Genomic DNA, 12,417 nt, shown 5'->3' on the forward strand with positions numbered 1-12,417 from the left:
CATGGAACCTCTGCTGACGCACCTGACACGACAAAGGGCCAGGGAAATCGAGCTGCTGTTGACCACCGAGGGAATCGCCCACCGCATCGATGCCGAGCACGGGCGCCTGACCCTTCTGGTGGCCCCGGAGGACGCCCTGCGCTGCGAGGCCCTCATCGCCACGTACGACGCGGAGAACCGTCCACGTCCGGAGCGGACATGGACCCTTGCTCCCTCCTGGTCCGGCTTCTTTGCCGCCGCCGTCATCCTGGCTGTCTTCCTCAAAACGGGCCCCCTGGACGGCCTCCAGGAGCCCGTGAAGCTTTATGCCGCCTACTCCTCGCGGATCCTTGCCGGAGAGTGGTACCGAACCCTCACCGCCCTGTTTCTCCATTCGGGCTGGCCCCACCTTTTGGGCAACATGGCCGGGCTCATTATTTTTTCCACGGGTGTGTTCCAGATCTGCGGAGACGGGGTGGGCTGGTTTCTCCTGCTGGCGGCCTCGGCCCTGGCCAACGCGGTGAACGCCTTCTGGTTTGCCGGCATGGGACACATCTCCTTCGGAGCCTCCACCCTGGTATTTGCTTCGGCAGGCCTTCTGGCCTCGGGTGGCACCCTCAAGCGCCTCCTCTCCCATGCCACACCCTGGCGGGCCCTGATGCCCCTGGGAGCCGGTCTGGCCATCCTCGCCTTTACCGGTGTGGGACCGGGCTCCGATGTCTCCGGTCACCTGCTGGGGTTCGGCTTCGGCCTCGGGGCCGGGGTCCTTCCGGGCCTGATCCCAGAAAAACAGGGCCCCCTCCTCCAGGCCGCGGGCCTTGCCGTATCGGCCCTTGCCTGCAGCCTCGCCTTCTTTTCCGGCCAGGGGGGTGCCCTGTGAAAAAACGGATGCTCCCCTTTGTGACCGCGCTCCTCCTGCTCACCTCCTGCACCCTGCTCCAGGACCTTCAGGAGGCAGCCCCCTATCCCGAGGGCCCGAGGGAACTGGCCCCAAAATTCACCGTGATCACCTGGAACGTGGCCAAGGGCAATGAGAGCTCCGGCCAGGAGGTCACCGAGGTGCTGAAAACCCTCAGTTCAAACCTCAGCGCCCCCATCATGGCCCTTCAGGAAGCCACCGGGGAGATGCTCGCCCTTCCGGGCCTGGGCGCCCACTTTGCCCGGAGCTTTCGGTGGTGGTGGAGCGATGCCGATTCAGGGGTGGCCCTCATGGCCCCCGTAGCGCCCCTTTCCGCTCGTCCCATCACGGTCAGGCCCCGTGAACTGGGGTTCATCACCCCCAAAATGGGGCTGGCGGCAGTCTACCCCCTGGCAGGTGAAGACGGCACGCCCCACAGGCTCCTGATCATCACCCTCCACGGGCTTAATTTTGAGATCTCCGCCCGGGGCCTCTCGGCCCAGATGGCAGCCGTCCGTGAGGTGGTGGAGGCGTTCAGGGGGCCGGCCGTGGTGTGCGGGGACTTCAACACCTGGAGCAATCGTCGGCTCGCCGTGGTCACCGAGGCCCTCCCCGGCTTCACCGAGGCACCGGTCCGCGGCGGGCGCACCGGCACCTCTCGCCTGGTGGTCCTCGCCGGGGGCGACAGCAAGCTGGCCATCGACCGCATTTTTTACCGCGGCCTTCGCCTCGACGGTCCGGCAACGGCCGTGCACACCACCCTCTCCGACCATGTGCCCGTCATGGCACGATTCACCCTGCCGTGACATTTACAACAAGGCGCCTTTCTGCTCTAATGAGCCATTGAACCGGCCGCTTGTTTGTCAGGCGGCCCTTCTCAACCACCAACACCCTTGCCACACATGGAGATCATCATGATCCTCAATATATCCGTTCTTTCCGAAAATTGGAGCGAGTTCTCCGCAAGCGAACCCGCCACCCGTTTTTCCGTCCTTTCCGACCTGGAAAGCAAGGGCGAGGTTCGATTCACGAGCCCCCTTGACATTGCCCTTTCGGCTCGCACCCAAGGAGGCCAGGTGGAGGTCAGAGGGACCGTTTCCGTCACCGTGGAGCAGCCCTGCGGGCGATGCCTCGAACCCTTCACCGAAGCCCTCACCGCCGAGGTGGACCTGCGCTTTGTGGAGGAAGGTGTCCAGGCATACGAGACCAAGGTGGCCGACGAAGTGGAGCTCACCGAAGAGGCCCTGACCCGGGAAACCTTCAGCGGAGATTCCATCGACCTCTCCGCCAACCTCCAGGACGAGGTGATCATGGCCCTTCCCCAGAACCCCACCTGCAACACAGCCTGCAAGGGCCTCTGCCGGGAGTGCGGAAAAAACCTCAACCAGGGGTCCTGCGACTGCGACGTGGCCACCGGGCACCCCGCCTTTGCCAAACTCAAAGTCCTGAAAGGGGGAAAGTAACCCATGGCGCAACTCCAGGGATTCTCCGACTACAAAAAAGCGCACTACCAAACCTCCTGCTTCGACGCCCTTGAGGCCAGCGGGGAGCCCACCCGGTTTCTCCTGCACGGTGGCGCGTCCCTCACCGGGCCCGTCACCCGCCAGACCCCCTACGACATCTATGTCACAGGAGACGACGGGGAGGCCCTGGTTCCCAAGGTGGAGGTCATGTGCCACTTCCCCGCCTCCTCGGAGGAGGCCCTCACCAAGCTCATTAAAATAGACAAGAAGGTCAAATCCATGGACCTGGGGCCCATTCACGCCCCGGCCCACCGCTACTTCATCAAGAACAAGACCCTTTACCCCCTTATCAAGGAGAGACAGGTCATGTTCGTCACCCTGCTGGAGGGGGAGATCATCAAAGGGCTTGTGGAGAATTTTTCACGATATGATATCGAAATGCGGATGAAAGGCGGGGTGGCGATCACGGTGCTTCGCCACGCGGTCTATGATATGCGGGACAAAAAAGGGCGCTGCTACCTGAAGAGCTTTCAGAAGCAGGCAAGGGACTGGCAACGCAGCGAGCTGTTTGCCTGATAACGAAGGCATGCCCTGCAGGCATAAAAATCACGCCAGGAGATCTTTTAAGGCCCCTTCCAGGGAAGGAAAGGCAAAGGAAAAACCCCAGGAGGATAGCTTTTCCGGGACCACGCGCTGGCTGGCGATAATCTCGTCCCCCAGCTCCCCCATGGCCATGCGCAGGGCAAAAAGCGGAACGGAAAAGGGAGCCGGACGCCCGAGGACCCCGGCCAGGGCCTTGGAAAAATCCCGGTTCCTGACCACATACGGGGCACAGAAGTTCACCGGGCCTTCGGCGCTCTCCTGGCCCATCAGAAAAAGAAGGGCCCCCACGAGATCGTCCATGTGAATCCATGGAAACCACTGATCCCCACCGGCCAACGGCCCGCCCAGGCCCAGCTTGTACGGGGTAAGCATGGCATCCAGGGCCCCGCCACCCAGGCCGAGGACCCCGCCGAACCGCATGATCACCACACGCCCGCCCTTTTTCGCAGCGGTCAGGGCTTCGGCTTCCCAGCGTCGGCTCACGTCGGCAAGGAACCCGTCACCACCGGAGGCATCCTCGGCAAGCAGTGTGTCCCCCCTGTTCCCGTAGTACCCCACGGCAGAAGCGCTGAAAAGGGAGGTCTTTCCGTCGGAAGGCAGGGCCTTCACCACGTTTTCCGTGGTGAGCAGGCGACTGTTGACGATCTGCTCTTTTTTCTCTTTGTTCCAGCGGGTAAAGATGCTGCGGCCCGCAAGGTTAATCACCGCGTCGCTGCTCGCCACCGCCTCCTGCCAGGGCCCTTCGACGGTGGTGTCGCAGGCCATGGCGCGGAACCTCTCCCCTTCGGGGATGGGCGACTTGCCGCTGCGCCCTGTCACCGTCACCTCGTGTCCTTCGTCCAGAAGGCGCCTTGCCACCGCCGTCCCTATAAAACCGGTCCCCCCTGTGATCAGAACATGCATGCCGTCGCCTCCCATGGGTTTCACCGGGGGAAAAGCCCCCCTTGAAAAACAATTCGCCGACAAATCGATCTCCGACCAAGAAAGGCCCCGGAAAGCAGCCGCCACCTTATCGGCAAGCGGCGCCCCAGGGCCCGTGAATCGTGCCGCCATGGTTTGCGGCATCACCCTTCCCAGGTGATACAGTCGGCGGGGCAGGCGTCCATGGCTTCTTCAATCAACCCCACGTCCCCTCCCTCGGCCATCACCACCAGGGCCTTTCCTGCGTCATCGTCAAATTCAAACACGTCCGGCGCGATCTCAACACAGGCCTCACATCCCATGCACTCCTCTTCATCAATGACAACTCGCTTTCCCATACTCTCCTCCTGTTGATAGTGAACTGCTGATGATTTTTCGATACCGGGAACTCGGACGCAACGCATATGCCGGGCACGGACGCCATGCGCCGGAAAGGGCATTGCCCTTTCCGGTGTCCACTCAAGAGCGTCCAAACATATACGGAATGCGTACTGCGTTCCCCGCTGGTTTTGATGCGCCTACGCCAGGGTGACACCCCACCCCACTCGAAAGCGTTTGCTGCATCTGGGACAAATCAAGATAATCTCAGCACGTGGTGCCTTGAGGACAGAAAAAGAGACGTGAAATCCGTCTTCATACCCGCAGGCATCACAGCGACTGAACTCTTTATCCACGTGGACGAATTCCGGGACATGGGCCCCGGTGTCTTGATCACTCATCAATCGGTACCGGGTTGCATACGTCTTTTTCACTGACGGCGCTTCTGCCGCAATCGTTGCAGAAGAACTTGAACTCCAGTATCTGGGGCTTGCACACGTGTTTTTCGTTGGCCACCTGCTTTCCGCAGTGCTCGCAGGCATAAATTTTCCCCACCTCCGTAGGATCACAGAGGTGTCCTTTCTCCATGGTCACCTTACCGCAGGTTTTGCATTCGTAGGCTGTCATGATCGCTCCTTTCCCTTACTCCGCTGAGTCGGGGATATAGAAACATGGGGTCACGGGGCCTTTTGCCCCTTGCCCGGGGCCTGAGCCCCTGTGGGCGGGAACACGGGGACGGCGCAAATCGCCAGGAATGGCCGCACACACCGCGCTGGAGGAAATAACACCGAGCCACGCCATCTGAAAAACTGAGGCGGGCCCGTCAAAATGCAGAATCAACTCCGGGGGATAACGCGATTTAAGCCTGTCTAAATCTGCACGAATCCCATACACTTGTCAACACCATGTTGCCCCTGATTCCTGGGGAATCGCCCCGGTTCCAGACCGCCTCTGCCAGCACGGCTTACCAGAAAAATCCACAGGTTAGAAACGATTCCCTTGACTATCAGGGCAAAACTAGCAAATAGTAGATTGGGAGTGGAAACGGTCATTTCACCCGTCCATGCACAACGCCCCTCCCTTCCCCCCGGCCCACCCTGGCCTGTTTGGAACACCCCGATACCTGACGTTTACCCATCGCGATTCAGCTGGAGGTGCCATGCAGAAACCGTTGACGAGTCCCGCCCCGCAATCACCCGATACCCCGGAACGCGACCCCTTGAAACCCGAAGAAAAACGGGCCGTGGTCAAGCGTTTTTCAACACATCTCAACAAAGGCCAGATACGCTACCTCAGGGCCGGTCATCTGGATATCCTGGAGCGCCACCGCACCGACCTGGGCTTTACGGATCCGGAAACCGGACGCGTCATGGTGGACTGCTTTACCTCGGCCGGCTGCTTCAACGTCGGACGCAGCAACCCGGCCGTCCAACGCGCCATTGAGGAGGCCCTGACCACCTGCGACATGGGCAGCGGCCACCTCCTCTCCGAGGCCAAGATCCGCCTGGCAAGGCACCTGACCGCACGGGCCCCTGCCGGGCTCACCCACCTCTTCTTTGCCGCAGGGGGCGGCGAGGCCGTGGACTGCGCCCTGAAGCTGGCCCTGGGAGCTTCGGGTAAAACCGGGATCATCGCCACCCAAAAGGCCTACCACGGCCACACGGGCCTGGCCCTCTCCGTCAACGGCAAAGACCACTACAGACGCCACTTTGAACCCCTCATGCCGGGGGTTCGCTTTGCCCCCTTCAACGACCTCGGGGCGGTACGGGACATGGCCGGCCCCGACACTGCCGCCGTCATCATCGAACCGGTCCAGGGAGAGGCGGGAATCCATGTGGCGACCCAAGCCTATATCCGGGGCCTCAGGGAGCTCTGCGACGAGCTGGGGATTTTCCTTATTTTTGATGAAGTGCAGACGGGCTTCGGCCGCACCGGGGCCCTCTTTGCCGCGGAACACTACGGGGTCGTCCCCGATATCCTGGCCACGGCCAAATCCATGGGCGGGGGCCTGTTCCCCAACGGCGCCGTGCTCTACGCCATGAACGACAACGTGGCCCGGTTCCTGGAAACATGGCCCGCCTTTCACCTCTCCTACAGCGGGGGCAGCGACATCGGCTGCCGCGTCTCCCTGGCCGTGCTGGACGAAATCGACCGCCTGGACCTCTGCAGCAACGCACGGGACAGGGGCGAAGAGTTCCTCCGGGCCCTGGAGGAGATCCGCGGGGAAAACCCCGGTATCATCCGGGAGGTGCGGGGCATCGGCCTTATGGTGGGCATCGAATACATCCACGAGTTCATGGGGCCCATGATGTCCAATGCCCTGGCCGAAGGGGGCATCTTTGCCGCCTACTCGGGAAACGCCCCCCAGGTCATGCGGTTCATGCTGCCCCTCACCGTGAGCCGGGAAGAGATCGAGCAGGTGGTGGAGGTGATCCGAAAAGCCATCCGCACCATGAAGGCCCTGCTCCCCGTGGCCCTGCCCGCCGCCAAGATCCCCGGGGTCCTTCCCCTTCTCAACAGCGAAAAAATCCAGACCGTCACCTTCAACTGGCTGCGCACCCTGGAGACCGCCGCCCACCTCATGACCCGAAAGCGCAGGAGCTAGCCCATGGACCATGCATCCGAAACGCCACTCCCCTTCAACCCCGGCACCCTCAAGCGAATGAAGCGCCTCGGCCATGATTTCCTTGAAAGCGCCCCCGACGGCAGCTGGATAGAGGATTCGGAAGGGACACGCCTCCTGGACGCCACATCGGCCGGTGGTATCTGCAACCTGGGCAGGCGGCCCCCGGCCCTTACCGAAGCGCTCAAAAAGGCCGCCTTTGCCACGGACCAGGGCAACTTCCCCCTCATCTCATCGGAAAAGGCGGACCTTGCCGAAGCCCTTGCTGGTTTTGCGCCGGAAGGGCTTTCGCGGGTGATGTTCAGCGTGGTGCGCGGCGAATCCGTGGATTTTTCCTGCAAGCTGGCCAGGGGAGCCACCCGGCGCACGGAGCTCATCTCCCTGTCGGGCTCCTGGTTCGGCCACACCGGCTTTGCCATGGCCCTGTCCGACCGCCGGGACAAGCACCTCTACGGCAGCCTGATCCCGGATACCCGCACCATCCCCTGGGGAGACCCGGCCCGCGCCGAAGAGGCCGTCACCGAAAAGACCGCCGCCCTTATCCTGGAACCCGTGCAGGCGGAAAACCGGGGACGCACCGCAACCAGAGAGTACCTCTCGGACCTCCGGGCCATCACCCGCAACAAGGGCGCCCTGCTCATCTTCGATGAGACCCAGTCCGGCTTCGGAAGGTGCGGGGACCGCTTCGCCTGCCGGGCCCTGGGGGTGACCCCGGACATACTCATCACCGGAGAAGCCCTGGGCGCAGGGATTTTTCCCATCTGCGCCACCCTCTTCACCCCAAAGCTCCACCGCTTTCTCAACGCCCATCCATTGATTCACCTCTCGACCTTCGGCGGATCGGACGTGGGCTGCCGCGTGGCCCTTGCCGCCCTGAGGGAATACGAGCGCCTTGCTCCCTGGAAAAATGCCCTGGATATGGGCAAAAGGCTCAAAGAGGGTCTCACCCGGCTCCAGACAGGGTTCCCCACCCTTCTCACCTCGGTGGACGGCATGGGCCTGCTCCTGGCCCTCACCTTTGCCTCCCAGCGAAAAGCCGTGGCCTTCTGCCGCATGGCCGCGGGAAACGGGCTCTTTACGGTCCCCGGGGCCGTGGCCTGTGAAAGCGTGGTTCTGCGCCCCTCCCTCCTGCTCACAAAAGAGGAAGGGGACATTCTGCTGCATGCTGTGGAAACGTCACTTCAGGAATTGAAAGAGGCCTCCTCGACGGAGGCCCCTGGGGAATGATATCAGGCGGAAGGTTTTGAGGCGGATAGCCTGCGAAGGCCGAGCACCAGAAGAATGAGGCCCGCAAGGACCATGGGGATGCTCAGCATCTGGCCCATGCTGAGAAAAAACCCTTCCACCCAGGGGGCCTGGCGGGTTTTCAGGGGTTCCAGGAGAATCCGGCTGGAAAAAATCACCACAAGGAACACACCCGACAAGATGCCGCGCCCCCGGCTCGCCCCGGCCCTGTCGCAGATAAACAGAAGCAAAAAGGTTACAAGACAGACCAGGGATTCGTAAAGCTGGGACGGATGCCGTGGAAGCGTGTCCACCCGGGCAAACACAATGGCCCAGGGCACCTCCGAGTAAAGCCCCACGATCTCGGAGTTAAAAAAGTTTCCCAGGCGCACCAGGGCCCCGCCAAAGGCCGCAGGCACCGCCAGCACATCCAGGAGAAAGAAAAAAGGTGCCCCCTCCCGGCGGGTAAAAACCCCCAACGAGAGAAGAAACCCCACAAGCCCCCCGTGACTTGCCAGCCCCCCCTTCCAGACCATGAGGATCTCCAGGGGGTGGGCAAAAAAGTACCCCGGCTCGTAAAAAAAACAGTGGGCAAGGCGGGCCCCCCCAAGGGTCCCTACCATGAGGTATAAGAGCAGGGCATCGGTGTTGACATCCATCCCGGCCCGGGCCGTTCGGCGCTCCGTATAAAAAAATCCGAAAAGAAAGGCAGAGGCAAAAAAAAGGCCGTACCAGCGAACTGCCAACGGTCCGATGGACAAGAGCTCAGGGGAAATGTTCCAGACCAGATGGTCCATGGGATTCGTTCCTTTCCGTTCAGTGAAGCAATGCTGAAAACTGCCTTATGGGGTTAAAGTAGCTGGCAAAAAGCGTGCCGCCGGAGGCATCTTTTGCTTTTTCTCCAAGTCGTTTCCAAAAAACAAAAAAGCCGGCCCCGAACACTGTCGGGAAGACCGGCCTTTTTCGGTAAAGGCCCAAGGCAGGTCCTTTACGGAAGAGCGTGCTGTTACGCTTTTTTCTTCGGGGTTCGGGGCGTCTTGGGTGCCGCCGTTTTCCTGGTAGGTTTCGGCGGTGCCTCGGCCTCGGGTTCCGCGGCTTTGGGACGGGGAGAGGCGCCCTTGAGAATGGCCGCAACCTGGTCCCTGTGTTCTGCAAGGTACATGGAGAGGCTCTCCAGGGTCTCGTCCGAGAGTTCCACGCCGGATGCACCGATGAAGCCGTTCAGGTTCTCGGCGATATCGAGCATCTTGTCGTAGGCATCCGCCTCTTTTTTGGTGGTAAACGTCATCTTTTCGACCCCATCGCGAACCACAACATATTTTACGATGACTGCCATCTGTCTCCTCCGAAGGTCGGTTCGGGTCATGGCGGCGGGCTCAGCCGCCCGCCGTCGTCCACCCGCCGTCGGCACTGGTGCCTGAAAAGGAGTTACAGGGTCCGAGGCCTTAAGGCGGCCGAACCCGTCCCCTTGTCCGGGGCCTTATGCCAGGTCGTCGGGAATGTCTGCGTTGGTGTGGACGTTCTGAACGTCGTCGCAATCGTCCAGCATGTCCATCATGCGGACCATCTTCTCGGCGTCCTTGCCTTCCAGGTCGCTCATGTTCTGGGGGATCATGGTCACTTCGGACATAACCGTGGGGATGGAGGCAGCGTCGATGGCTTCCTTCACCTCGTTGTAGTCCTCGGGGGCGGTGATCACCTCGAAGTTCTCGCCTTCGTCCTTGACGTCCTCGGCGCCCGCTTCGATGGCGGTCTCCATGAGGGCCTCTTCATCCACGGCGTCCTTGGCCACCACGATGAGCCCTTTTTTGTCGAACATCCAGGAGACGCAGCCGTTGGCGCCGATGTTGCCGCCGCACTTGGTGAAGATGTGGCGGATCTCGGCGATGGCGCGGTTCTTGTTGTCGGTGAGGGACTCCACGATCACAGCAGCGCCGCCGGGGCCGTAGCCTTCGTAGACGATCTCTTCGTAGTTTACCCCTTCAAGTTCACCGGTGCCACGCTTGATGGCGCGCTCCAGGGTGTCCTTGGGCATGTTTTCGGAACGTGCCGCTGCAACGGCAGAGCGCAGGCGCGGGTTGGCGGAAGGATCGCCTCCGCCCATGCGTGCCGCCACGGTCACTTCCTTGATCAGCTTGGTAAAGATCTTGCCGCGCTTGGCGTCTTCGCGACCCTTCTTGTGCTTGATGTTGGCCCATTTACTGTGTCCAGCCATAAATCCTCCTATTGGTCATGCCTACTGCCAGGCCATCGTCACGCGTGTGCCTGATTCGCCATAAAGGCGGTGTGCATTCAATAATGTTTCGATATCGCTCTATGTCAAAAGGGCATGCAGACGCCCTGGTCACTCTTTCCTGCCGATGCCGATGACGTAAATCTCTTTGCTCTGCTTGCGGCAGCTCTCGGGCTTGAAGATCTTCACCTGCCTGAAGTGCCCCTTGACGTGGGTCACGTAGGCGTCGAAGTCGCCACCCTGGAAGATCTTGCAGACAAAATGCCCCCCTGGGGTAAGCCGCTCAAGGGCCACGGTGAGGGCCATCTCGCAAAGCTCCAGGGAACGTGCCGCGTCCACGTCCTTCATGCCGGTGGTGGCCGGGGCCATGTCGCTGATCACCGCAGAAAAGCCGGAGGAGAAAGCCTCTTCCAGCTCCGGGGTCAACGCCAGGATGTCCCCCACAAGGGCCTCGGCATGGGAGGGCAGCTTAACGGTCACCGGCTTCAGGTCGATGCCCGTCACGTGCCCGCTGCCGCCGGTGAGCTCCGCAGCGTAGAGGAGCCAGGAACCCGGCGAGCATCCGAGATCCAGCACCTTAGCACCTTTTTTTATCAGAGTAAACTTGCGTTGTATTTCCTGAAGTTTATAGACACTTCGCGCTGGGTACTTCTCGTCCCTGGCCTTGCGGGTGTAATGATCTTCCCACTGTCCCTTCTTCTTGGGAGGCCTTGAAATTTTTGCTTTTTTTACTGCCATTAAAATAATATCTCCATGGCCTGGGCCACGTGGCGAACGCCGCTGACCTTGAGGCCGTCAATCTTTTTCAGGCGCTTGGCGCCGGATTCCGGCACGATGAAGTGGGTAAACCCCATTTTCCGTATTTCGGCGGCGCGCCCTTCCAGCTGGCTGATGCCCCGCACCTCGCCGGTGAGCCCCACCTCCCCCAGAACAACGGCCCCTTCGGGAAGAGGGCGGTCCAGAAAGCTGGAGGCTGCGGCAGCCAGAATGGCCAAATCCACGGCGGGCTCGGTGACACGCACCCCGCCGGCCACGTTCATGAAGATGTCCAGCCCGGCCAGGTTCATGCCGATCTTCTTTTCCATCACCGCCACCAGAAGGGCCACGCGGTTGCTGTCCAGGCCCAGCACGGTGCGCCTGGGGGTTCCCAGGCCCGACCGGCTCACCAGTCCCTGGACTTCCACCAAAATGGGCCGGGTGCCCTCCATGCTGGCCGTCACCACGGATCCCGGCGCACTCTCCGGCCGCTCGGCAAGGAACAGGGCCGAGGGGTTGGGCACCTGGGCCAGGCCTCCGCCCCGCATTTCAAAGACGCCGATCTCGTTGGTGGAGCCGAAACGGTTCTTCACGGCCCGCAGGACCCTGAAGATGTGATTGGTGTCCCCTTCAAAATAGAGGACCGTGTCCACCATGTGCTCCATGACGCGCGGGCCTGCGATGGCTCCGTCCTTGGTCACGTGGCCCACGAGGAAAATGGGGATCCCGCTCTTTTTGGCCGCCACCATGAGTTTCATGGTGGTCTCCCGCACCTGGCCCACGCTGCCTGGGGCCGATGCCAGCTCGGCGTTGTACATGGTCTGCACCGAGTCGATGACCACCGCCGCGGGTTTCTGGCTCTCCAAAAGGGCAAGGACAGCGTCCACGTGGATCTCGGTGACCACCATCAGGGAGCCTGACGAGACGCCCAGGCGCTGGCTCCGCAAATGGATCTGGCCCTTGGACTCCTCCCCGGAGACGTAAAGGACCCGGCGGCCGTCCCGGGCCAGGCCGTCTAACGCCTGGAGCATGAGGGTGGACTTGCCGATGCCGGGGTCCCCCCCGATGAGCACCAGGGAGCCCGCCACGATGCCGCCCCCCAGCACCCGGTCGAACTCGGGAATGCCCGAAGGCATGCGGGGTTCCTCCTGGGTCTCGATGGCCAGGATGCTCTCGGGTTCCGGGGTGGCCACGCGCTTGGCAGACGGTGAGGCCTGGAAGCGATCCCCTTCGGTGATCACTTCCTCCACCAGGGTATCCCATCCTCCGCATTCCGGGCAGCGCCCCATCCATTTGGGGGTCTGATACCCGCACGACTGGCAGCTGTAGAGGCTTTTTCTTCTCTTTTTCACGGTGTCAATTCATCCCGGCTTCTGGTAAGATGGCTGGCCTGTAAAGG

General features: G+C 61.6%; 14 protein-coding genes. 6 read left to right on the plus strand and 8 right to left on the minus strand.

Translation table 11 applies throughout. From position 1 onward, the window contains the following. Position 1 precedes the first annotated feature (1 nt). The 4 genes from MSL71_RS04750 to MSL71_RS04765 all read left to right on the plus strand — a co-directional run bounded on the left by MSL71_RS04750 (position 2) and on the right by MSL71_RS04765 (position 2,916). Positions 2–859 carry a rhomboid family intramembrane serine protease gene (locus MSL71_RS04750; protein ID WP_180137493.1) on the plus strand — a complete coding sequence of 286 codons (858 nt, stop codon included), beginning with the start codon at positions 2–4 and terminating at the stop codon, positions 857–859. Next, positions 856–1,683 carry an endonuclease/exonuclease/phosphatase family protein gene (locus tag MSL71_RS04755; protein ID WP_180137494.1) on the plus strand — a complete coding sequence of 276 codons (828 nt, stop codon included), beginning with the start codon at positions 856–858 and terminating at the stop codon, positions 1,681–1,683. Before MSL71_RS04750 ends, MSL71_RS04755 begins: the two co-directional genes overlap by 4 nt. Positions 1,684–1,791: 108 nt before the next feature. Beyond that, the gene (locus MSL71_RS04760) at positions 1,792–2,340 is read left to right on the plus strand and encodes a YceD family protein (protein ID WP_180137495.1); all 549 of its coding nucleotides are present in this window, start codon (positions 1,792–1,794) and stop codon (positions 2,338–2,340) included. A gap of 3 nt (positions 2,341–2,343) precedes the next feature. Beyond that, entirely contained in the window at positions 2,344–2,916 is a 573-nt protein-coding gene (locus MSL71_RS04765) for a hypothetical protein (protein WP_180137496.1), read from the plus strand. Between the two features lie 30 nt (positions 2,917–2,946). On the opposite strand, the gene MSL71_RS04770 is transcribed toward MSL71_RS04765, so the two are convergent. The 3 genes from MSL71_RS04770 to MSL71_RS04780 all read right to left on the minus strand — a co-directional run bounded on the left by MSL71_RS04770 (position 2,947) and on the right by MSL71_RS04780 (position 4,809). Further along, positions 2,947–3,846: a TIGR01777 family oxidoreductase gene (locus MSL71_RS04770; RefSeq protein WP_180137497.1), complete on the minus strand. Its 900-nt coding sequence runs from the start codon at positions 3,844–3,846 to the stop codon at positions 2,947–2,949. 161 nt (positions 3,847–4,007) lie between these two features. After that, on the minus strand, positions 4,008–4,202 hold the full coding sequence (locus tag MSL71_RS04775; RefSeq protein ID WP_180137498.1) for a ferredoxin: 195 nt from the start codon (positions 4,200–4,202) through the stop codon (positions 4,008–4,010). A gap of 373 nt (positions 4,203–4,575) precedes the next feature. Further along, the gene (locus tag MSL71_RS04780) at positions 4,576–4,809 is read right to left on the minus strand and encodes a hypothetical protein (RefSeq protein WP_180137499.1); all 234 of its coding nucleotides are present in this window, start codon (positions 4,807–4,809) and stop codon (positions 4,576–4,578) included. A gap of 532 nt (positions 4,810–5,341) precedes the next feature. Between MSL71_RS04780 and MSL71_RS04785 the strand changes: the two genes are divergently transcribed. Further along, positions 5,342–6,787: an aspartate aminotransferase family protein gene (locus tag MSL71_RS04785; RefSeq protein ID WP_180137500.1), complete on the plus strand. Its 1,446-nt coding sequence runs from the start codon at positions 5,342–5,344 to the stop codon at positions 6,785–6,787. Between the two features lie 3 nt (positions 6,788–6,790). Then, positions 6,791–8,032, plus strand: coding sequence for a class-III pyridoxal-phosphate-dependent aminotransferase (locus tag MSL71_RS04790; RefSeq protein WP_180137501.1), 1,242 nt, complete (start codon positions 6,791–6,793; stop codon positions 8,030–8,032). Positions 8,033–8,034: 2 nt separating this feature from the next. On the opposite strand, the gene lgt is transcribed toward MSL71_RS04790, so the two are convergent. The 5 genes from lgt to radA form a co-directional block, all read right to left on the minus strand. After that, positions 8,035–8,826 (minus strand): prolipoprotein diacylglyceryl transferase, encoded by a 792-nt coding sequence (gene lgt, locus MSL71_RS04795; RefSeq protein WP_180137502.1) that lies wholly within the window; start codon positions 8,824–8,826, stop codon positions 8,035–8,037. Between the two features lie 209 nt (positions 8,827–9,035). Beyond that, entirely contained in the window at positions 9,036–9,365 is a 330-nt protein-coding gene (locus MSL71_RS04800) for a YebG family protein (RefSeq protein WP_180137503.1), read from the minus strand. Between the two features lie 144 nt (positions 9,366–9,509). Next, a complete protein-coding gene (locus tag MSL71_RS04805) occupies positions 9,510–10,244 on the minus strand; it encodes a YebC/PmpR family DNA-binding transcriptional regulator (RefSeq protein ID WP_180137504.1) in 735 nt (244 codons plus the stop codon). A 129-nt stretch (positions 10,245–10,373) separates the two neighbouring features. Next, the gene (locus MSL71_RS04810; RefSeq protein ID WP_180137505.1) at positions 10,374–11,000 is read right to left on the minus strand and encodes an RlmE family RNA methyltransferase; all 627 of its coding nucleotides are present in this window, start codon (positions 10,998–11,000) and stop codon (positions 10,374–10,376) included. Further along, positions 11,000–12,370: a DNA repair protein RadA gene (radA, locus tag MSL71_RS04815; RefSeq protein WP_180137506.1), complete on the minus strand. Its 1,371-nt coding sequence runs from the start codon at positions 12,368–12,370 to the stop codon at positions 11,000–11,002. Before radA ends, MSL71_RS04810 begins: the two co-directional genes overlap by 1 nt. Positions 12,371–12,417 lie beyond the last annotated feature (47 nt).

The organism is Desulfoluna butyratoxydans, from assembly GCF_900699765.1.
Classification (GTDB): Bacteria; Desulfobacterota; Desulfobacteria; order Desulfobacterales; family Desulfolunaceae; genus Desulfoluna; species Desulfoluna butyratoxydans.